The sequence below is a fragment of the Apilactobacillus xinyiensis genome, assembly GCF_019656235.1.
In the GTDB taxonomy this organism is placed as follows: domain Bacteria; phylum Bacillota; class Bacilli; order Lactobacillales; family Lactobacillaceae; genus Apilactobacillus; species Apilactobacillus xinyiensis.
Window position 1 is genome coordinate 1 of sequence record NZ_BPLL01000014.1, and the last position, 22,106, is coordinate 22,106.

Sequence of the window (22,106 nt, forward strand, 5' to 3'; positions counted from 1 at the left end):
AATATCGAAATCATTCCATGAAATTAAATATTTAATTTAGTAATAATTGTCTAACTTTTTTAAGGCACTTCATTATTCACACTTCTTTTTATTTTGCATGTGCCTTCATGCTATTCATCATTTGATGTAATTTCTTAGCAGAAGGTTTTTGACCCATTTGTAGCATCATTGCTCTTAATTGGTCTTCATTAATAGGTGGATTATCACGTAAGTATTTTTCCATGTATTTACGCGCCATGAAGAATCCACCAACAACTCCAACTAATAAAGCAATAACTATTAGCATAATCCAGATTCCAGTGCTCACTATTTACACTTCCTCTCCGTTAAACTTCTTTTATAAACTAATTTTACACAAAACTACTAAATATTTAAAGATGGGATTAGTAAAAATACACCTTAGTCATCTCGAAGATTCTTTTTACGTTGAACTTCTCGAACTTTTTCAGGGGTTACTTCTTTACCTTCTTTATTAAATATCCTAGTCATTTCAATTTGACTACGGAAATTTTCCTTAAATCTTTTTACATATTTTTTACGTAATTTTTTTTGTTCTTCTTGTTCTGATACAGTTAACCCTTCATCAGTTTTAGCTTTATGAGCTAACTCATTTATTCTAGGAATTAATTCTTTTAAAACTTTATCTTCTGCCATTTTATATCTCCTTAATTATTATTTAAGATTCTCAGGGGAACATTAGTTTGAATGTCCCATCAGCCTATGCTAACATTGTTGATAATATTATTAGTATAACGAGGTGATATAGTTTTGAAAATAGATAATACAAAAAATTCTAAACAATTTGATATTTTAATGTTTATTTGGAAAAAAATCAACGAACAAGGCTACCCACCAACTGTAAGAGAAATTGGTGATGCTGTAGCTTTATCATCAACATCGACGGTTCATGGTCATTTAACTCGATTGGAAAAAAAGGAATTAATTAAACGGAACTCAACTAAACCTCGTGCGATTGAAATTACTCCTAAAGGTATTGAAATCTTAGGGGTAAATCGCAATGTTAACAAAATTCCAATCGTTGGAACTGTGGCCGCAGGTAATCCCATTTTAGCTATTCAAGAAACTAACGATTATTTCCCACTACCTAACAATTTTCATCAAGCTAGTGACCAACTTTTTATGTTAAATGTCAAAGGTGATAGTATGATGAAAATTGGTATCTTAGATGGTGATCAAGTCATCGTTAGACGACAATCAACTGCTGAAAATGGTGATATTGTTATCGCAATGAATGATAACAACGAAGCCACTTGCAAACGTTTTTTTAAAGAAAGTGATCACTATCGATTACAACCTGAAAACGATGAAATGGCTCCCATCATTTTAAAAAATGTTACTATTTTAGGCATAGTAGTAGGTCTTTATCGTTCACACATTAATTAAATAACCGGTCCATTATATTTTTTAACAGGCATTTTATCAAAATCATATTTCTTAACATCTTCAAAAGTAGTGAGATAACTACGGATGCTTTCCGAAATCATGAGATTGACAATGCCTGTTTTTTCGTGAAAAACAATTACTGGTTTATGGTTAGCAACTGCATAACCAATTTCAAAGGCAGTTCCACTATCGACATTATCTCCAGTAAAATCAATTACAGCTAAAACTAAATCAGCCTTTAAAATTTCGTTTACATCATCATGATATATTTTATTGGCCCACTCAGGAGTTCCCGGTTCTTCACCTGGAAGATTCGTAGTTCTAGGACTAAAAAAGCTCTCTACTGTATTATTATTAGTTAAAATTTTTTCTAACTTTTCAATCCGTTCAACTTGTTCGTCATCAAAAAATGGGCCTGCTAAGTATATTCTTTTCATAATTGATTTAACCTCTTTCTAAATAAATTCGTTGGTTATTTTTAATTTCAGACAATACAAATCTAGCATGATCACTTGAAACATCAAATTGAACATTGTCATTAATGGAATTAGTCCAACTATTAAAAATGCTTTCATATTGACTGATACTAATTTGCTTGCGGTTTTTCAACATTGAGTTAAGTAAGTCACTGTTATTATATTTACTAAAGTTTGGTTGCAAAGTCATTGCAAAAAATTCACCTTGCGCACCCGAACCGTAACTAAACAAACCAATTCTATCACCTAAATTAAGTTTGGTAGAATTGTTAAGCAATGATAATAAACTTAAATATAAAGAACCTGTATATAAATTTCCTACTTGTTCATTATAAATTTTGCTAAAATCAAATTCAGATTTTAAATTAGTCTGTAATTTATCGTCGGCTTCTTGAAGAATGGAACGTAAGCCTTTAATCCCCATTTTTACATATGGTAAATGAAATACGAAAGCTTTAAAGTCACTAATTGTAGCATTATTCTTAAGCTTGTAATTTTGCCAAGTTTTTTGAAAAAAATCAACATATATATTGTTAGAGTAATGTCCATCAACTAAAGCTTCAGTCTTATTTAAAGGACGCCAGAAATCCATAATATCTTCTGAATGAAATGAACTATCTCCTTCAAATGCCAATAATTTTGGATGGGAACTAATTATCATGGCAACAGCTCCACCACCTTGAGTTACCTCACCAGGAGTGTTCAAACCATATCTAGCAACATCTGACCCCACTACCAAAGCCTTTTTATCTGGATGCAACGTAACGTATTCTCTAGCCATTTGAATTCCTGCTGTAGCTCCATAACAGGCTTGCTTGATTTCAAAAGCTCTAGCATTTGAATTAAGCTTTAATAAATTTTGCAAATAAATTGCAGCAGATTTTGAATTATCAACACCAGATTCTGTACCAAAAATAATTAGATCAATGTTATCTTTGTCATCTAAAGCAATGGGATAAGCAGCGTTAGCAGCCATAGTGACTGCATCTTGAGTTACTGGTATTACTGATTGTTCTTTTTGTCCTATACCAATTAAATATTTATTAGGATCTTCATGTCTAGCCAAAGCTAAATCATTCATTGCTACATACATATTAGGTGTGAAAAAGTTTATTTTATCAATTCCAACTGACATTAAATATCCTCCTACTTTTTTTATAATATAAAAGCACACCATTAATTGGTGTGCATATTAGTAAAATGATTAAATAAAATGAATCTTATATTCGTCAACATTATTTAAAGAGGTAATTACTTGACCTTCTTGTAAATCACCGGCATAAACAAATCCTTCATGCTTATGACCAGTAGAAATAAAGGTCCATTGAATTACAGCATTACCCACAAATCCTCCCGAAATGCGAACTCCAGAAAGTTGTCCAGTACTCTTGTCTGACAATTGTACTTCTTGATTACCTAAGTTTGGATTTATATTTAAGGTTAACATTGTACACTCCTTATGAAAATATGTAATACTATGAATAACATAGCATACTTTTTAAATTAATTATAACATAATTAAATGTTATAATGTTTATATAGGAAGGAGTATTTTGGTTGCAAAAAGGTAATAGAAAAAATCAAGATAAACTTGAAAAAAAGTTTAAAAATCATTGGTATACTAAATGGTGGATATATATTTTTATAATATGCGCTGCTATTTTGTCATCATATGTCTATAAAAAGGTGGAAACGCAAAGATTAAATAATGTTATAGTGAGAAACAAAAAGATTAAAGCCCCTAATCTTATTCATAAAAACGTTTTTGAAAAAGTACCTAAGAAGCAAAGACATAGAGAGTTAACAAATTATATTAACAATAAAATTTTAAATAAAGAAAAATATAAGATAACATTCAATAAATCTGATTATTTGATAATTGATATACCTAAAAATAATTACTTGATAGAGGAATTAAACAATGGTCGCACAAAGAAATGGGAGAAACTTACTAAAAAGTTAAATGAATTTACAAAATGGATTAGCAATAACTATGGGGAGCTTTATGCTAATGTTGCTATAGTTTACAACAACGAACAAAACAAAGTATTCTTTTTATCACAAAATGGTCACATTAAATTTAATGTATCAGATAAAATAAAAGAAAATTTAAAAAATAATAAATAAAAAGCTAGTTAATAATAATTAACTAGCTTTTTTAAATTTATTTAAAAATATTTTTACGAATGGCGAAAAAGATTCATAAGTTTTAATATCATTGTATTGACCATTAGTTTCTCCCCAAACTGATATTGCGGATCCAATATTATTTTTACTTTTATCAAGTTCTTTATTGTGTTCATCGTTCCAAATTTCTGGGTTCCAACGTTGTAATTCTTTTTCCCAAGTGTTAAAAGAATTCTTAGTAAAAGAACTTTTGTCTAAGATAATATAAGTATAGTAATTATTACAATTAATTGTTTTAAAACCCGCATGATTTAATTCTGGCATCGTAGCACGCAACCGTATATTGTTGTTGTACTCATCTTTATCACTAATTTCGCCACTAAGGCTCCAATAATTAATTAAGATGTTTTTATTATATTTATTGATTACAGATTTATGAAAACTATCATTCCACATCATCATGTGTAATCCATAGTAATTAAGATAATCATCCATCTTATTTATATACTTAACTACGTCTTTCTCATTTTCATGATTGTCAACAGATATTTCGTCTCCACCAATGGAAAAATATGCATTTTTAGGTAACATACCGAGGTACTCGTGAATTAATTTTTTAGAAAAATCCACCGTTTCTTCTTTTTGATAGTACATTTCATTGTAACCATCAGAATTTTTAACTTTATCAACTAGTTCTTTACCATTTTTTGTATATGATAGCAATTTGAAAATAGACTGTGCATGTCCTGGAACATCAATTTCCGGAATAACTTGTACTCTATGATTATATCCATAATTTATAATATCTAATAGTTGATTTTTGGATAAAAATGCTAAATTAGTTTTAGAATTATAATAAATATCATTAACTTTTCTAGCATTATCAACAGTTTGACCTAATGTTTCGCTTTCAACACCAAAACGTTCATTATCATTCAAATGTAATAAAATATAGTTTCCACCACAATTATGAATATCATTAATATATTTTTTGATATAGTCTGGAGAATGATATACCCTAGCACAGTCTAAATTAACTCCATACATCTTATCAGAATTATCACCATATATATTAAAGTTAGGGCTTAATGTTTTAATAAATGAAATGATAATTAATATAAAAAACAATATAAATATCTTTAATTTCATAATTTGAACCTTCTCTCAATAATGATAATTATATCATCATAAGTATAAAAAATAGTAAATATATATTATATTAAAAAAGTCTAAAACCTATAAAAAGTTTTAGACTTTTTTAACAATAATGTAATTAATTATAGTAATTCAGCAAAAACATCTTCTTGACTATTCAAAAACTCATCGCCTGGACCAATATTAGTAACCTTAATATTAGTAACTGCTTTTTCTACTAAATCATCTACATCAATATTTCCTTCAAACATTCGAGCTTTCAAGGTATCTGGCTTAGTTTTAGGTGCAGGCGGTGTAAAAATAGTACAACAATCTTCAAATGGTAAAATGGATAATTCATAAGTGTCAATTTTTTCCGCTATTTTAATTATCTCCGTTTTATCCATAGAAACTAACGGTCTTAGTACTGGTAAATTAGTAACATCATTAATTGCCATCATACTTTCCAAAGTTTGAGAAGCAACTTGACCTAGTGATTCGCCAGTAAAAATCCCCTTGCAATTACGTTTTTTAGTAATAGCATCAGCTATTTTAAGCATCATACGACGCTGAATAGTCATTAAGTATCCTTCAGGTACTTTAGCCTTAATTTCTTCTTGAATCTCAGTGAAAGGAACCTCAATAAATTGAATATTACCAGAAAATTTAGCAATTTTAGCGGCTAGTTCCTTTGTCTTTGCTAATGCTTGTGGACTAGTATATGGAGGACTATAAAAATGAATCATATCAATTTTTACTCCTCTTTTCATACCTAAGTATGCTGCAACTGGTGAATCTATCCCACCAGATAGCATCATAGTAGCTTTACCACCGGTTCCAACCGGTAAACCACCAGCTCCAGCAATCGTAGAACTAGATAAGAAAATACCGTTCATTCTTACATCAGCTTCCAGAACTATATCTGGATTCTTCATTTTAACTTGGATTCCATCAACATTGTTAAGTACATATCCTCCTAATGCATCGTTTATTTCTCTAGTATGCATAGGAAAATTTTTATCTTGACGTCTAGTTTTTATTTTAAACGTCATACCTGGTTTAAATTGCTCCTTTATCATTGACGTAGCAATTTCTTTTGCTTTTTCAATATCTTTTTCAATTCGAATTGCTGGAGAAAAATTTTCGATACCAAAAACGCCTTTTAAGCGATCAATAACTTTATCTGAATCTTCATCATTGAGCTTAACATGTAGACGATCATGTTGTGCTAGTATATTTAAACTAGGAAAATCTTTCAAAGCATGTCGAACATTATTTCCTAACTGTTGAATAAAGTCTTTACGGTTTTTACCCTTTGTAGATAATTCACCATAACGAACCATTATTTCAGAATACTTCATTAATCTGTCCTTTCTAGAACTTAAAATTAACCATTAATTTTACTAAACTTTTTATATAAGGAATCAAAAACTCGATTAAACATTTTAGCTTCTTCAAGTGTATTATTTTCATCTAGAGAAATTCTTACAGCACTATCAGCTATAGATTGTGGAACTTGCATAGCACTTAGTGTACCAGAAGTTTCATTTTTCTTTGATGAACAAGCACTGGTAGTTGAAATATAAATATCATTGCTTTCAAAAGCGTGAACGATTGTTTCGCCTCGCACTCCTGAAATTGCAAAGCAAAGAATATGAGGTGCAAATAACTCATAGTTCAATTTAGAAAAAATAGTGACATTTTCAAATTGAGATAAATGATTATATATTTTTTCTTTTATTGAACGTTGTTTATTAACACTCTCAGCTTCATTTTCTAATAATAACCTTAAAGATTTGGCCATAGCTGCTATAGCTGGAAGGTTTTCAGTTCCACTACGTAGATTGCTTTCCTGTCCACCACCATCCATTAGAGGCATAATGTGACGACCAAATTTTTTATAAATAAAACCAATTCCTCGTGGAGCATGGAACTTGTGACCTGAAAAAGTTAAGAAATCAATTCTATTATTTTTAAGAATAAATTTCAAGCCCTTTCCGATTCCTTGAACTGCATCAACATGAAAGTGAATACTAGGAAATTTTTTTAAATACTCTGCAACTTCGTTAGTTGGTTGAATAGAACCTATTTCATTATTAACCAACATGACTGATACCAAAATTGTATCTTTACGTATAGCTTCCTTAAGAGCAGAAATTGAAATTCTTCCATTTTCATCAACAGGTAAATAGGTAACCTCAAATCCCTGTCGTTCTAATTGTTGGCAAGCATTAATAACTGCCGGATGCTCTATTGAAGTTGTTATTATATGTTTACCATACTCTTGTTTAGCTAAAGCAGTTCCTTTAATAATCCAATTATCACCTTCAGTTCCACCACTGGTGAAATATATTTCATTCATCTTAACATCTAACAGATTAGCAATCTGTTGTCTAGATTGTTGTAGTAAATGAAAAGATTGCTCACCAAATGAATGTAAGCTAGAAGGATTACCCCATATTTTTTCTGATACTTTTACATACGTATCTAAAGATTTAGCATTTATTTTTGTTGTTGCACTATTATCGAAATAAATCATTTAGTATTGATCTCCTAATCAATGAAATTATTATATATCTACACAAAGTAAAATCAAATAAAAAATAACTAAAATTTTTAGTTATTTTTCTCCTTATCATATTCAGATTGAATTCTTTGTAATATTCCGGGTTCAACTTTCTCTAAAGCAGTTGAAATAATTTGTAAGCTTTTATCATATTCATAATTTTCATAAAAATATTTTTTAGATTGTTCAAGTGCAACTGAGATATTGTCATTATTGTTTTTATAATGATTAGAATACTGCATCAATCTTTCTGATAAAATGACATTATCAGCAATAAAATGAGTTTCTTTCAACAATTTCTGCATATCATCATAAATTAATGAAACTTTTTTATTTATAAAATCCATGCTGATTCTATCTTGATTTATATCCTTAGACAAACTTTTAACTCTTTTTCTCAAAGTATCATATTTTTCTAAATAGCTACTCTTTACTCCAGGTAAATTTAATTTATCAATTTCTCTTTGCATTTTTAATAAATTTAATTCAAATTGTTGAATAGATTCACGAGCCTTTTTTTCTTCATCATTCAAATCTGATACTGAAGCATTTATATCTCTCTGATTTTTTTCAATCTTACTTAAATCAGCTTTTGCTTTTTGCTGATTACTTAAAATTTCAGAATATACAGCTTCACCAGATTTTAAAAGTTGATAATCATTTTTGTAAGTGTCATAAATTTTATTAAGCGTATTACCAAAGGATTTAGTATTTTTGATTTCATCATGATTTAGTGTATAGTTTTTGCTTAATTGCTCAAGTTCTAACATCAAAGAATTGTTTTGTTTTCGTGCATGAACAATAAAATCATGAACTACTTTAATATTTTTCATAACTTTCTTTTTAGCTAAAATTTCTTTTTCCATTTCTTCATACATAGAATCAATACAATCAGAAATAGAATTATTATAAGAAACCACGTCTCCAATTTTTAAATCTTTTAATGCAGCTAAAGATTCATTGACTTCAGATTCTAATTTGTCAAGCAAAACTTCAAATTTATCGTCTGAAAATCGATAACATTCTTTAACCATTCTTTTATGAACATCTTTAATCTCACTTAACTGCTTAGGAAAGACCTTATTCAGACTTTTATACAGTTTAGGAATATTTTCCATCAAATATTCAATTTTTTTTAAATGATTTTTTAATGGAGTAACCATTTTTTCAGCAGAAGAATGGTCTCCACTGAGAACTAATTTTGAAAATTCATTAATTTTTTTGCTTAAATTACTTAAATCATCTTCAATTTTTCCAGCACTATTACCATACAAGTAATTTTCGTTCAATATCTTTTTATTATATTGTTTAAAATACTTGTTAAATTCTTTTAAATCTTTAGAATGTTTATCATTCAATTTTTCAAAATCATTTAGTTTTATTTTTAGTAACTTTAAGCGACTATTAATAGAGTCAATCTTAGCAAGATTACGTTTTTGTAAATTATTTGCAGTTAATAATTTATAATTATGTGCAAATAATTCAGCTTTAGACAGAGACTCCCTTGCATTTAAAACTTCAACATCATAAATCTCACTATATTCTTTTAAATGTTTTTTTAATTGTTTTAGAGATTCCCCATTAAGATTTAATTTTTTAATTTTTTTAAAGTCTTCCATAAGAGAATTATCTGTAGCATTTTTTAACTTTTTTTCTGTTTTTTTTATATTTTTTTGTAAATTATATCTAATAATATAAACAATAAGTCCTAAAACAACAAATATTATTATTGTTATTAAAGTTAAAAGTAATATCTGGTTAGGCATTGTGTTGTCCGTCTCCTCGTAAAATTAATCTTAATAAAATATGTAAAAATTGATTTTATATAAAGTAAATAATAAAATCGTTAAATATATATTATATCACATTAAATATATAGTCCAATAATATTAAAAAGGAGTATTCTAATGCATAAGAACATTTTAAATGAGCAACTAAGTGCTTTAATTAAAAATGAACCAGATAATTTAGCTAACATGGCTAATACATCAGCTTTTTTAATGCAATTTATTGAAAATATAAATTGGGCTGGATTTTACCGATATGAAAAAGAAAACGATGAATTAGTTTTAGGACCATTTCAAGGTAAAATTGCTTGCGTACACATAAAAAATGGACAAGGAGTTTGTGGGACAGCGTTTAGAAAGCAAAAAACTCAAAGGATTAATAATGTGCATAAGTTTCCTGGACATATAGCATGCGATGCTGAAAGTATGTCAGAAATAGTAATTCCATTAGGAGAATTTGGTGTTTTAGATATTGATTCTCCGATAGAGAATAGATTTTCCACACAAGATCAATTAATAATTGAGGAACTAGCAAATACATTTATTAAAACATTGACAAAGAATTAATAATTAAGTAGAATATTCAACGTGTAAAATAATGCAGCAGTGTATGGTAAGCTCGTCAACATATTGATGCCATTAATGGTTCTATAAGTAACCCTACGGCTGCTGGGGTGAAAGTTGCAAAACAATATGCACGAATACTAAATACACAAAAGATTATTTTACTCCAAAAAAATTATTGGAGGAACTTTTTATGTCTAGATATACAGGTCCAAGTTGGAGAATTTCACGTCGTCTTGGTATTTCTTTATCAGGTACTGGTAAAGAATTAGCTCGTCGTCCTTACGCACCAGGAGATCACGGTCAAGGCCGTCGTCAAAAACTTTCAGAATACGGTCTTCAATTAAAGGAAAAACAAAAATTACGTTTCATGTACGGAATGACTGAACGTCAATTCTCATCATTATTCGTTCGTGCAGGTAAAATTAGAGAAGGTCGTCACGGTGATAACTTCATGATTTTACTAGAACGTCGTTTAGATAACGTTGTTTACCGTTTAGGTTTGGCTACTACTCGTCGTCAAGCTCGTCAATTAGTTAACCATGGTCACATTACTGTTGATGGTAAACGTGTAGATATTCCTTCATACGAAGTTAAAGTAGGACAAGTTGTTAGTGTTCGTGAAAAATCAAAAGACTTACAAATCATCAAAAATGCTGTTGAAGCCGTTGTTGGACGTCCTCAATACGTTGAATTTGATGCTGACAAGTTAGAAGGTTCTCTAACTAGATTACCTCAACGTGATGAAATGAATGCTGATATTGATGCTTCTCTTATCGTTGAATACTACAACAAACTATAATTTAATTATAATTTATTTACAAAAGCGTTTTGCATATGCAAAACGCTTTTTTATTATATTATTAATTGTTAGTATAATAGTTATTAAAATAACTTTTTTATAGGAGATTTTAAAATGAGTAATAATGATAACGTTCAAAATCGATTTGATCAATCAGTTAGTGGAACAACTCCTAAAATAAATCCGGATGAACAAAGAAAATATTTAGGAACTTTCAGAGAACGTGTCTCACTAGGAATACAGATCAAAGATTTATCAGATAATTACGCAATCGAATGCTTATTAAAAGAATTTAATGATAATAGTGATTATCAATTGATATTAAATGGCAATGTTGATCACAGTCTATTGTCCCCTTTTATTAAAAATGCATCACAAAATAATATTAAATTTACCATCAAAAATGATTCATTTTATAAAAACGAAAATGATGACTACGGAGCTATTTATGCTGCGAAGTCAGCTATTAATGTCAATCCAATAAACTATAAAGAAAAATATCCTAAACAAGATATAAATACTAAAAACAAAGAAAATCCAAAAAATAATAGCTTTTTTAATAAAATATTGAAGTTTTTTAAATAGGAGGTTGTATTTTGAAACCTCTAGCATACCGTATGCGACCTACAAATATTCAAGAAATTGTAGGTCAAAAACATCTAGTAGGTCCAAATAAAGTAATTAATCGCATGGTCAAAGCAAAAGTTTTATCTTCAATGATTTTATACGGGCCTCCTGGCACTGGCAAAACTAGTATTGCCAGTGCAATTGCTGGAACTACTCAATATGCATTTAGAATTTTAAACGCGGCTACGGATAGCAAAAAGGATTTACAATCCGTAGCTGAAGAAGCTAAAATGAGTGGAACGGTAATTTTATTGTTAGATGAAATTCATCGTTTAGATAAAACTAAGCAAGATTTTTTATTACCACTAATGGAAAGTGGAAAAATAGTCTTAATTGGCGCTACAACTGAGAATCCTTATATTAGCATTAATCCGGCTATACGTAGTCGAGCTAGTATTTTTGAAGTCTTCCCCCTATCTAATAATGATATTAAAGAAAGCTTGAATAGAGCTATCAAAGATAAAACTAATGGTCTAGGAAAATACAAAATTAACGTTTCAGATGATGCACTAAATTTCTTATCAGCAAGTACAAATGGAGACTTAAGAAATGCACTAAACAATTTAGAACTAGCTGTAATGTCTGGAAAAAATGAAAAAAATGAAACCATAGAAATCAAATTGTCAGACGTTGAAGATTGTCTACAAAAGAAACCTATCTCCGGAGATAAAAATGGAGATAGTCATTATAATGTCATTTCTGCTTTACAAAAATCAATTCGTGGATCAGATGTTAATGCTGCTTTACACTACGCAGCTAGGTTAATATATTCAGGAGATATTCAATCACTTTCTAGAAGGTTAATGGTTATTGCTTATGAAGATATTGGATTAGCTAATCCAAATCTTTGTAGTCGAACCATTCAAGCAATAGACGCTGCAAATAAACTAGGACTACCTGAAGGAAGAATTCCAATCTCTGATACTATAATTGAAATGTGCTTATCACCTAAATCTAATTCCGGCATAGCAGCTATTGACGAGGCAATTAATCGTGTTAAAGAAAATAATTATGGAGAAATACCTAATTATTTAAAAGATAATCATTATTATGATGCAAAAAAAATGGGTATTGGTAAAAATTACAAATATCCACATGACTACCCTAACGATTGGGTAAAACAACAATATCTACCCGATAAAATAAAAAATGATCAATATTATAAACCCAAACAAAACGGGAAATTTGAAACTGCTTTTAGTAAACAATACCAAAAATTATTAACAGCTCAGAAAACAAAAAACAATAAAAAACAATGAGGTAATATCCATGACTGCAATCATTATATTAATGATAATATTCGCTGTCTTACAATTAATTGTAGGTAGCTTTTTATTTAAACATCAAAACAAACCTTTTATGTCATTTCATCCTGAAAATGACCCTTTGCTAAGTAAAATAATTAAAAACTTTGGAATTACTTTCATAATACTATTTATAATTTCTGTTATTTCAATTATTATTGCAAACATGATTTTTATGATGATAGTTATTTTTGTTAGTTGTATGATTGTAATGGCAATGCAACTCACTCTCTCAAAATTTTTCTTAAAATAAGTGCTTATATTTATACATTTATAAAAAATAAAGTAAAATATAGGTTGTGAGGTGATTGTTATGTTGCAAGATTACAATAATATTTTAGTACCAATTGATGGTTCAAAGAATGCAGAACTAGCTTTTAATAAAGCATTAGAAGTTGCCAAAAGAAATAAAGCTAATCTACATTTAGTACATGTAGTAGATGAAAGAGCATTTCAAAACTTATCTAGTTTTGACGCAAAAATGATTGAGGAACTTACCGACAGTTCTAAGAAAACATTAGAAAAATATTTAAAAAAAGCAAAAGACTTTGGATTAAGTGACACCGACTACTCAATTGAATATGGATCACCTAAAGTAGTAATTGCTAAGGATGTTGTAAATAAATTGAACATTGATTTAGTAATGATGGGGGCCACTGGTTTAAATTCAGTTGAAAGATTTCTTATTGGTTCAGTAACTTCATTTGTAACTAGAGTTGCTAAATGTGATGTTCTAATCGTAAAAACCAACTTAGAAAACAAATAATTATAATAAAAAAGACGCATGATGGATTTATTCCTTCACTGCGTCTTTTTTAAAAAGTACATATAATCTTTGAGATTCATTTATAGATTCGATATTACTATAAAATTCTCCCATATGTATGGCAAAGTTCAAATGTTTCAAAGCATCATTAGTTTTACCAATCTTAAATAAACTAAGAGCCTTTAAATTTTTCAGTTCACATAGTTTAAAAGCTAAAAAATTATTTTTTAAGTTACAAATAATAGATTCATAAAATTTCAAAGCTTCTTCATGTAAGTTTAAAAATTGATATATTTTAATTACTTTTAAATATAGAATTATTAAAAATTGACCGTTACTTTCTTTAAAACTGATATTTGATAATTCCTTACCTAATATGTTTATCTGCATTATAAGATGTCTAATACTAAAATTATTTTCATATAAATATATTTCTAGCATGCCAATGGAAGCTCCAACACTATAAATGTTATTTAACATGTTTTTACAAAGTAAATTTACTTGATTATAAAAAAACATAGCTTTGTTTGAATTTTTGTGCAAATGAAAATTTAAGTAACCTTGACAATAACAGTACTTAATTCGACTATTTTTTGTCTCTATTAAATCATAATTGACTTGATCCATGTATTCATCAGCTTTTATTAACTCGTTGTTAAATATGTAATTATCAATATCTTCTGAATGATTAAATGTACTATTTATATCTATAATAACCTTATCAATGGGAATTTCTAATCTATTACATATAGAACTTATAGTGGTAATACTTGGGCAAGTGCCATTGTGTTCAATATTACTAATGTTAGCTTGTGTACAAATCCCCTTAGATATATCAGTTTGTGTTAATCCTTTAGCTAACCTACAATTTCTTATGACATCGCCTTTTATATTCAAATTTTAAGCCCCTTTTGTGTTTATAATTTTTTTGATATGGCATAAATAAATATTATATTATAATTAATGATTATTTTCAATATAAAAATAGATAGTACCCATTAGAAATGAATACTACCTATTTTTATATAAATTATGAAAGTGGTTTAAAATCATGAATAATTTTAGCTTTTCTGTTAAATTCATCAAAAGCTAATTTAATTAAACGATCAATTAATTCTGTATAGCTAATCCCTGAAGCTTCCCATAATTGTGGATATAAACTGATATTCGTAAACCCTGGTAATGTGTTAACTTCACCTAAGTATGGTTCATCGTCTTTAGATACTAAGAAATCAATTCTTGCCATTCCTTTTAAGCCTAAAGCTCTATAAGCAGCTAATCCCATGTCTGTAATCTGTTTAGATAGCTTATCTGAAACTTCAACCGGAATATCGAATTGAACCTGGCTAGCATCAACAAACTTATTATCATAAGTATAAAATGCATCTTGTTCAGGAACCTTAATTGCACCTAAACAAGAAGCAATAGGATTTTCGTTACCCAATATAGAAATTTCTAATTCTCTAGGACCGTCAATAGCTTGTTCAGCAAGAATCTTGTAATCATATCTAAAAGCATCTTTTAGACCTGCTTCGTATTCTTCTTCATTGGTTACTTTATGAATTCCAACGGAAGAACCTTGATTAGCAGGTTTTAAGAAAATAACTTTACCAAATTTTTTACTTAACTTATCATAGTTCCATTCGTCCTTGTTAAATGGAGTGATAAGTTCATATTTAGTATTTTGAATGCCATGTAAGTTTAGCATTTTCTTAGTAATATCTTTATCAAATCCCATAGCTGATTCTAAAATTCCGCTACCAACATATGGTTTATTCATTAATCTTAACAAACCTTGAATAGTACCATCTTCACCTAAGTTACCATGAACTATTGGAAAGAATACATCAATATCCTTCACTTTAGATAAATTTATAACATTAGCTAATGGATTTGATTGATCTAATTTAGGTAGCTCTTCAGCTACTACATCATCTTCATTTTCACCATCAAAGATACGATGTGAAGCTTCATTACTTAAAATTACTCCATTTTTAGTAATCAAAAACAAACTAATGTCATACTTACTTTTATCCATTGCATCATAAATATTGTGTGCCGATCTTTTAGAAACATCATGTTCGGATGAATTGCCTCCGAATAACAATGCTAAATGTAATTTTTTATCCAATTAAATCCCGTCCTATCTATAAATCTAAGAAACTTAATTATAGCATCATTCTACTAAAAAATATATCAAAAAAGCAATCCTAGTCCTTATAAACTTGAATTTTTGAATTAAATTTATAACTTAAAAATGCTAAAAATATATCGATAATTATCATATCAAAAGCAAATAAGATTGGATTAAAGTACATCCCATCTTTAACTAAATTTAAACCAAATATAGATAAAATAAATTTACCCATTGAAACTGCTAATGCATTTCCGCCCATATATTCTAAATATGCAAAAAACATTCCAATCATAAATGGTACAGCAATTACTAAAGCGATAATAGCAAATACAATAATTCTTCTCATCTTTTTAGTAAACATCAAATAGAAATTATTAAAAGCCATAAAGAAATAAATTGAACATAAGGTTACTAAAAGAGAAAGAAAAAATGACATTAAAAAGTTAAGCGTTGAGTTATTAAAGTAGGAAAAAAATGAAAATTCTGTTGTTAAAACACGTGGAATAAAATTACCGCGGCCTGCAAATACATATGGTTCTTCAATTAACTTAATTATAAAAGATACTATTCTTGTAATTAAAACAAACGCAGTCAATAAAAACATTCTGGTTTTCCAATAAGATTTACGAGAAATACCGTTGGACATAGCAAATCTAAAATTAGTGTTATTAAACAAAGTAACAATTATTAGTGATACTCCTAAAGCCGCCGTAATAAAATCAGATGAAACACCAGTAAAAATATCACTAAATGTAAAACTTCCGGTTAAAATATGAAATATAATTGGTAACAACCAAAAAAGTAACAAAAAGAAAAAGAATACCCAAAATGTAATATTTACGTAACTATGAACTAAATATTTTTTTAGTTTTAAATGCATGTGAAACATCCCCCCTGAATTTTAAATTCTATTCTCTATCTGTTAAATTGACGAATAATTTTTGTAAATCAATATTTGAAATAGTAACCGTATCTGGAATTGGTTTATCATTTAAATCACCAAATATATAATTTGATTTGATTTTACCTAATGATTCCGAACCAATTATATTTAAGCCCTCAGTATATCGATCAACTTCAGCAGCCGGGCCTGTTACTTCATAAGATGATTTTAAAAGACTCTCTGTCGAATCATTAATTAATACTTTACTATCTTTAATCACAATTACATCACTTATAATATTAGCAATTTCTTCAATAATGTGCGTTGAAATCACAAATGTTCTAGGTCGATCACTATATGTTTGAATCAGTGCATTATAAAAAACATCCCTATTTTTAGCATCCAAACCTAAAATAGGTTCATCTAAAAATATATAATCTGCCGGAACACATAGCGCAACAATAGCCTTAACAATTGAATTGTAACCGGTTGATAAATTTCCAAATTTGCTATCTTCATTTAATTTAAATTCACTAGATAGCTTTTTACATAAATCATAATCAAATTCTTTATATATATCAGCAATCCAACTAAACATGTCTTTTATTTTAAATCTATCAGGATATACATCCACTTCACTAGTTAAATAAATTCTAGAAAGTTGTTCATCATTATCATGAATAGTAATACCATCTAATGTGACAGATCCATGATTGCTAAATTTTCTATCAGCTATAATATTCATTAATGTACTTTTCCCCGCACCATTACGACCTAGCAATCCATAAATTTTTTCCGGTTCGATATTAAAACTTATATCATCCAAAACTATATCTTTACGAAATTTTTTTACTAGGTTTTTAATTTCAATACCTTCGATCATGATTCATACCCCCGTTTAATCAAATTAACAATTTGAGTTTCATCCATGTTCAAATTTTTAGCTTCATATACTAAATTCACAATATAATCATTATAAAAATTATCTTGTCTATTTTTGATTATTTTACTTTGAGCACCTACGCTCACAAAAGTTCCTCTTCCACGTCTTTTTTCTAGTAAATGATTATCAACTAATATATTCATACCCTTTAAAACTGTTGCTGGATTAATTTGAAAATTTTTAGATATTTCAGTAGTAGATGGAATTTGGCTACCTTCTTTAAAGGTTCCTGTAAAAATAGCATCTTCAATTTGCTCCGCTACTTGTAAAAAAATAGGCTTTGCACTATTGAAATTAAACTTCATTAATTTTTCACCTCAATCTATTTAAAAAGATTACTTTAGGTTTGTTACTGTTGTAACTAACTATATATTCAAAACGCTAATCTGTCAATAATTACATAAAAAAAGAGTTGAATTTTAATTCAACTCTTTATTATTTAACATTTCCCGCGGGTAAAACTGCACCATGATACTTATCTTTAATCCATTGTTGAGTTTCTTTAGATTGTAAAGCTTTCATCAATAGTTTTATTGCGCGACTATGTTGATTATCTTTCCTGGCTACCAAAATATTATTATAAGGGGAATTAGATGAAGCTTTTTGTAAAGCAATTGCATCCTTATCAGGATTTAACCCACTTTGCACAGCATAATTAGAATTAATAGCTACTGCATCGCCTTCATTATGTTGATAAATCATAGGCATCAGCTTAGCTTCATACCCTGTTTTAAATTTTAAATGTTTGGGATTCCAAGCTATATCAGAAAAATTAGCCTGTTCAATTTTTACTCCCTTTTTGATTCTAATTAAACCATTTTGTTGAAATAATTGAATGATTCTACCATAGTCAGGAGCATTACTACTAACTAAAATGGTTGCACCGTTTTTTAAATCACTTAATTTTTTAACTTTTTTAGAATATATTCCCATTGGTTCCAAATGCACTGGTCCAATATCCACTAAGTTGCCATTATATTCCTTATTCCATGTATCTAAAAAAGGAACCGTTTGAAAATAATTAGCATCTGTTTGTTTCCCTACTAACGCCCTATTAGGTAAAACATAATCTTGGAAAGTTTTAATGTCTAATTTGATACCCTCTTTTTTTAATTGTGGAGCCACATGTCTCAAAATTTCAGCATGTGGAATATTTGAAGCTCCAACTATTAATGTATTCTTCGATTCATAAGTTCCTGGACCAATTGAAATTAAACCAATAAGGGCCAAAAATAGACAAATAATGACGGTTATTTTTTTCATAATTGTCTTTCTCCTCCCAAACTATAATGATCGTTTGTCTACGTGTTTAACAAGCAAGTCTCCTAAGAATTGAATTATTAACACAATTAATAAAATAATAACTGTAGCTACTAAAGTAACGGTATTATTATTAGATTGAAAACCGTCTAAGTATGCTAAATAGCCCAATCCACCAGAACCAATCGCACCAGCCATTGCAGTATATGAAATAAGTGATATAGCTGTAACTGTACCACCAGCAATTAAAGCTGGCATGCTTTCTGGTAATAACACTTTCCAAATTACATCCCAACTAGTACCACCCATAGATTTGACTGCTTCAATAACCCCAGCATCTATTTCTCTGAAATCGGCTTCTACCATTCTGGCATAAAATGGTGCTGCTGAAATAACTAAAGATGGAATGGCAGCTTTAGGTCCAATAATTGTTCCAACTAAATCTTGTGTAAAAGGTAATAACAATACAATTAAGATAATAAATGGAATGGAACGAAATACATTAACTAGAAAAGAAACCAACCAATTAACAAACTTATAACCAATACCTTTTTTATCTCTAGTTTCAAATAAAATTAGTCCTAAAGTAATTCCTACAAAGATAACTATAATCATAGAAATTGCCGTCATCCAAATAGTTTCCCATGTTGCTTGTTGCATTGAACTCCAATTTACATTTTTAAATTGAAAATAAGATTGAATTCCTTGACTATTCATTGTTGATCACCTCAGTTTCGATTTTTAATGATTTTAGATAATCTATAGCAGATTGCTGTTCTGATATTTTGTCATTTTGCAAGTGCACAATCAACGATCCAATTGAACCGCCTTGAATTTGATGAATTGAACCTTCTAAAATACTAATTTCAATTGAAGAAAATTTCCTTAATAGATGAGAAATAATTGGTTTTTGTGCTTTGTCACCATTAAAAGTTAATTTTACAATTACTCCGTTAGGATAATTATTAACTAAACTTTCGACTGTTGAGTTTAAATCGTCAGAATTAAAACTAGAGTCTTCATTTACAAAACGTTTAGTAATTGCTGCTTGAGGACTATTAAAAATATTTACTACGCTATTTTGTTCAACCACTTGACCTTTTTCCATAACCGCAACTTGTTCAGCAACTTTTCTAATTGCATGCATTTCATGAGTTATAAGCACAATAGTTAAATTGAGTTTTTGGTTAATATCTAATAGTAAATCTAAAATTTCGTCAGTTGTTTGTGGATCCAAAGCACTTGTAGCTTCGTCAGAAATTAATATTTCAGGATCATTAGCTAAAGCTCTAGCAATCCCTACTCTTTGCTTTTGTCCACCAGATAATTCTGATGGGTAATCATTTTCACGACCTTCTAATCCAACTAGTTTTACTAAATTTAAAGCCTTTTGATGACGATCTTCTTTTTTTACTCCAGCAATTTCTAATGGTAATTCTACATTTTGAACAATAGTTCTAGACCACAGTAAATTAAAATGTTGAAAAATCATTCCAATTTTTTTCCGTTCTTCTCTTAAATCTCGATTACTTTGTTTTAAAATATTCTTACCATTAATTAAAATTTCACCACTTGTAGGAGCTTCAATTCCATTTAGCATTCTAACCAAAGTACTTTTACCAGCTCCAGAATAACCAATAATTCCAAATATTTGTCCATCTTTAATTTTTAAATTCACATTATTAACAGCTGTCAAATCAGAATTACTTAAACGATATTTTTTAGAAACATTTTTAAATTCAATCATTAAAAATAACACTCCTCTCCTTAAATAAAAAAGCTTTTCATCCCTTACTATAAAAAATTATAGTAAAGGGTGAAAAGCTTCACGTTACCACCTTTATATTATAGTTATTTCACAATAACTAACTCAACAAGTTAAATCGATTATTTAACTTTAGCAATGTAATGTATGCCAAACATTATAAACTTGTAATTAAACTCATTTATAAACCTTTTAATAGGACCATATTCAGTAGAACTGCATATCCCTTTTTCACCAAATTAGGGCTCTCTAACATATTCAGCTGTTACTTACTCATCCTATAATCAATTTTTAATAAAGTATATACATACTCATATAAAAAGTCAATTAATTAAATAAAATCTTTTTGTCCACTAAACATATAGCCACGGTTATGATATTGCATCGACATAATTAACCCAATTCCTATCATATTACCAATTAGGGCCGAACCACCTTGACTAACAAATGGCAATGGAATTCCAGTTAAAGGTAATAATCCAATACTCATTCCAATATTTTCAAAAACATGGAATAAAATCATCATAATAATTCCTGTAGATATATAAGCATAGTAAACGTTCTTAGTTTGAAAAGTTACCTTAATCATTTGATATATCAATAAAAAGTACAATAGGATTAATAACAAGCCACCAATAAATCCAAAGTTTTCACCTACTACTGAGAAAATCATATCTGACTCTCTGACTGGAACATACACGTGAGAAACATTAAAACCAGTTCCGTGAATACCACCAGATCCAATAGCTTTAATACTCTGCCATAATTGATAACCAGAACTACTTAAATTACTGGCGGGGTTCAACCAATCGTCAACACGATTAAATTGATATTCTTGAAATCCTAACGATTCCAATAATTTTCTACCACCAGGAATAATAACCAACGCTAAAGCCGTACCACCTAAAGTAGCAGCTGCTGTAAAAGCTGGCACAATAATTTTCCATGTAACCCCAGATATTATGACCATACCACTCAAAATTGCCAAGAAAACTAACATTGTTCCAAAATCATTTTCTAGTTTTAACAATACACAAATAGGTAAAGTCCATAAAACCATTTTACCAATTAAGATAAAATCATTTTTAACACTGTGATAGCCAAAAGCATTATTATGTTCAACAATAACTCTAGATAGCATTACCACAAAGGCGGGTTTCATAACTTCTGCTGGCTGAAAGGTTAAAGGTCCTATTTTAAACCAACTTTTAGCTCCAGTTTGAACGTAAAAGTAACGGCTATAAAAAATTAATAAAGCTCCCAGTAATAACAGTGCTCCCCAATAAATAATTGGTGCTACTTTCCACAATTGTTCTGAGTCAAATTGCATCATAATAATAACAATTCCAACTCCAATAGCATACCAGATAACCTGCATAATTAATTGTTTAACTATATTATTAGAACTAGAATCATGTGACATTGCAATAAAAATAGAACCTAGTCCCACTAAAGCTAACATTAAAACACAGAATATTATTCCCCAATCAATGCGGTTGTCTTCTTCATTTGATTTTTGATTTTTTGTAACCAATTGAAACGTCCCCTTTTACATCATAAT

The 22,106-nt window shown here is 28.9% G+C and carries 26 protein-coding genes; 8 read left to right on the forward strand and 18 right to left on the reverse strand.

All coding sequences use genetic code 11. From position 1 onward, the window contains the following. Nucleotides 1-88: 88 nt before the first annotated feature. Entirely contained in the window at nt 89-307 is a 219-nt protein-coding gene (locus K5Q11_RS04310) for a YneF family protein (protein ID WP_220727724.1), read from the reverse strand. A gap of 92 nt (nt 308-399) precedes the next feature. Further along, the gene (locus tag K5Q11_RS04315) at nt 400-654 is read right to left on the reverse strand and encodes a DUF896 domain-containing protein (protein WP_054656958.1); all 255 of its coding nucleotides are present in this window, start codon (nt 652-654) and stop codon (nt 400-402) included. Between the two features lie 120 nt (nt 655-774). Here K5Q11_RS04315 and lexA point away from each other — a divergent pair, with 120 nt between their 5' ends. Beyond that, nucleotides 775-1,404, forward strand: a complete 630-nt coding sequence (gene lexA / locus K5Q11_RS04320) for a transcriptional repressor LexA (RefSeq protein ID WP_220751414.1) — start codon at nt 775-777, stop codon at nt 1,402-1,404. On the opposite strand, the gene K5Q11_RS04325 is transcribed toward lexA, so the two are convergent. From K5Q11_RS04325 to K5Q11_RS04335, 3 genes are all read right to left on the reverse strand, one after another. Further along, a complete protein-coding gene (locus K5Q11_RS04325) occupies nt 1,401-1,841 on the reverse strand; it encodes a nucleoside 2-deoxyribosyltransferase (protein WP_220727723.1) in 441 nt (146 codons plus the stop codon). The genes lexA and K5Q11_RS04325 overlap by 4 nt on opposite strands. A 7-nt stretch (nt 1,842-1,848) precedes the next feature. Continuing rightward, nucleotides 1,849-3,015: a hydroxymethylglutaryl-CoA synthase gene (locus tag K5Q11_RS04330; RefSeq protein ID WP_220751362.1), complete on the reverse strand. Its 1,167-nt coding sequence runs from the start codon at nt 3,013-3,015 to the stop codon at nt 1,849-1,851. A gap of 69 nt (nt 3,016-3,084) precedes the next feature. After that, the gene (locus K5Q11_RS04335) at nt 3,085-3,327 is read right to left on the reverse strand and encodes a hypothetical protein (RefSeq protein ID WP_220727721.1); all 243 of its coding nucleotides are present in this window, start codon (nt 3,325-3,327) and stop codon (nt 3,085-3,087) included. 110 nt (nt 3,328-3,437) lie between these two features. Here K5Q11_RS04335 and K5Q11_RS04340 point away from each other — a divergent pair, with 110 nt between their 5' ends. Beyond that, nucleotides 3,438-4,007, forward strand: a complete 570-nt coding sequence (locus K5Q11_RS04340; protein ID WP_220751363.1) for a hypothetical protein — start codon at nt 3,438-3,440, stop codon at nt 4,005-4,007. A gap of 18 nt (nt 4,008-4,025) precedes the next feature. Here K5Q11_RS04340 and K5Q11_RS04345 read toward each other — a convergent pair whose 3' ends face one another. The 4 genes from K5Q11_RS04345 to K5Q11_RS04360 all read right to left on the reverse strand — a co-directional run bounded on the left by K5Q11_RS04345 (nt 4,026) and on the right by K5Q11_RS04360 (nt 9,473). Next, a complete protein-coding gene (locus K5Q11_RS04345) occupies nt 4,026-5,156 on the reverse strand; it encodes a family 20 glycosylhydrolase (protein ID WP_220751364.1) in 1,131 nt (376 codons plus the stop codon). Nucleotides 5,157-5,284: 128 nt separating this feature from the next. Further along, nucleotides 5,285-6,502: a tRNA uracil 4-sulfurtransferase ThiI gene (gene thiI / locus K5Q11_RS04350; protein ID WP_220751365.1), complete on the reverse strand. Its 1,218-nt coding sequence runs from the start codon at nt 6,500-6,502 to the stop codon at nt 5,285-5,287. 26 nt (nt 6,503-6,528) lie between these two features. Continuing rightward, nucleotides 6,529-7,680, reverse strand: coding sequence for a cysteine desulfurase family protein (locus K5Q11_RS04355; RefSeq protein ID WP_220751366.1), 1,152 nt, complete (start codon nt 7,678-7,680; stop codon nt 6,529-6,531). Nucleotides 7,681-7,757: 77 nt separating this feature from the next. After that, nucleotides 7,758-9,473, reverse strand: coding sequence for a septation ring formation regulator EzrA (locus K5Q11_RS04360; RefSeq protein WP_220751367.1), 1,716 nt, complete (start codon nt 9,471-9,473; stop codon nt 7,758-7,760). 141 nt (nt 9,474-9,614) lie between these two features. Here K5Q11_RS04360 and msrC point away from each other — a divergent pair, with 141 nt between their 5' ends. The 6 genes from msrC to K5Q11_RS04390 all read left to right on the forward strand — a co-directional run bounded on the left by msrC (nt 9,615) and on the right by K5Q11_RS04390 (nt 13,557). Continuing rightward, nucleotides 9,615-10,061, forward strand: a complete 447-nt coding sequence (gene msrC, locus K5Q11_RS04365) for a free L-methionine (R)-S-oxide reductase MsrC (RefSeq protein ID WP_220751368.1) — start codon at nt 9,615-9,617, stop codon at nt 10,059-10,061. Between the two features lie 190 nt (nt 10,062-10,251). After that, nucleotides 10,252-10,860 (forward strand): 30S ribosomal protein S4, encoded by a 609-nt coding sequence (rpsD, locus tag K5Q11_RS04370; protein WP_054656976.1) that lies wholly within the window; start codon nt 10,252-10,254, stop codon nt 10,858-10,860. A 114-nt stretch (nt 10,861-10,974) separates the two neighbouring features. Continuing rightward, complete coding sequence (locus tag K5Q11_RS04375) at nt 10,975-11,445, forward strand: YueI family protein (RefSeq protein WP_220751369.1); 471 nt, start codon at nt 10,975-10,977, stop codon at nt 11,443-11,445. An 8-nt stretch (nt 11,446-11,453) separates the two neighbouring features. Continuing rightward, nucleotides 11,454-12,746, forward strand: coding sequence for a replication-associated recombination protein A (locus K5Q11_RS04380; protein ID WP_220751415.1), 1,293 nt, complete (start codon nt 11,454-11,456; stop codon nt 12,744-12,746). A gap of 10 nt (nt 12,747-12,756) precedes the next feature. Continuing rightward, complete coding sequence (locus K5Q11_RS04385; RefSeq protein ID WP_220751370.1) at nt 12,757-13,044, forward strand: hypothetical protein; 288 nt, start codon at nt 12,757-12,759, stop codon at nt 13,042-13,044. Nucleotides 13,045-13,104: 60 nt separating this feature from the next. Continuing rightward, nucleotides 13,105-13,557, forward strand: a complete 453-nt coding sequence (locus K5Q11_RS04390; RefSeq protein ID WP_220751371.1) for a universal stress protein — start codon at nt 13,105-13,107, stop codon at nt 13,555-13,557. 27 nt (nt 13,558-13,584) lie between these two features. On the opposite strand, the gene K5Q11_RS04395 is transcribed toward K5Q11_RS04390, so the two are convergent. The 9 genes from K5Q11_RS04395 to K5Q11_RS04435 form a co-directional block, all read right to left on the reverse strand. Continuing rightward, nucleotides 13,585-14,454 (reverse strand): helix-turn-helix domain-containing protein, encoded by an 870-nt coding sequence (locus tag K5Q11_RS04395; protein WP_220751372.1) that lies wholly within the window; start codon nt 14,452-14,454, stop codon nt 13,585-13,587. Nucleotides 14,455-14,587: 133 nt separating this feature from the next. Beyond that, the gene (locus K5Q11_RS04400) at nt 14,588-15,688 is read right to left on the reverse strand and encodes a D-alanine--D-alanine ligase family protein (RefSeq protein WP_220751373.1); all 1,101 of its coding nucleotides are present in this window, start codon (nt 15,686-15,688) and stop codon (nt 14,588-14,590) included. A gap of 79 nt (nt 15,689-15,767) precedes the next feature. Next, entirely contained in the window at nt 15,768-16,574 is an 807-nt protein-coding gene (locus K5Q11_RS04405; protein ID WP_220751375.1) for a hypothetical protein, read from the reverse strand. Nucleotides 16,575-16,602: 28 nt separating this feature from the next. Continuing rightward, on the reverse strand, nt 16,603-17,457 hold the full coding sequence (locus K5Q11_RS04410) for an ATP-binding cassette domain-containing protein (RefSeq protein WP_220751417.1): 855 nt from the start codon (nt 17,455-17,457) through the stop codon (nt 16,603-16,605). After that, the gene (locus tag K5Q11_RS04415; RefSeq protein WP_220727708.1) at nt 17,457-17,825 is read right to left on the reverse strand and encodes a GntR family transcriptional regulator; all 369 of its coding nucleotides are present in this window, start codon (nt 17,823-17,825) and stop codon (nt 17,457-17,459) included. Before K5Q11_RS04415 ends, K5Q11_RS04410 begins: the two co-directional genes overlap by 1 nt. 130 nt (nt 17,826-17,955) lie before the next feature. After that, nucleotides 17,956-18,783 carry a MetQ/NlpA family ABC transporter substrate-binding protein gene (locus K5Q11_RS04420; protein ID WP_220751378.1) on the reverse strand — a complete coding sequence of 276 codons (828 nt, stop codon included), beginning with the start codon at nt 18,781-18,783 and terminating at the stop codon, nt 17,956-17,958. Between the two features lie 21 nt (nt 18,784-18,804). Further along, nucleotides 18,805-19,497 carry a methionine ABC transporter permease gene (locus K5Q11_RS04425; RefSeq protein WP_220751380.1) on the reverse strand — a complete coding sequence of 231 codons (693 nt, stop codon included), beginning with the start codon at nt 19,495-19,497 and terminating at the stop codon, nt 18,805-18,807. Then, entirely contained in the window at nt 19,490-20,527 is a 1,038-nt protein-coding gene (locus tag K5Q11_RS04430) for a methionine ABC transporter ATP-binding protein (RefSeq protein ID WP_220751382.1), read from the reverse strand. The genes K5Q11_RS04425 and K5Q11_RS04430 overlap by 8 nt, the downstream gene beginning before the upstream one ends. Before the next feature lie 349 nt (nt 20,528-20,876). Beyond that, nucleotides 20,877-22,079 carry an FtsW/RodA/SpoVE family cell cycle protein gene (locus K5Q11_RS04435; protein ID WP_248601353.1) on the reverse strand — a complete coding sequence of 401 codons (1,203 nt, stop codon included), beginning with the start codon at nt 22,077-22,079 and terminating at the stop codon, nt 20,877-20,879. Nucleotides 22,080-22,106: the final 27 nt, after the last annotated feature.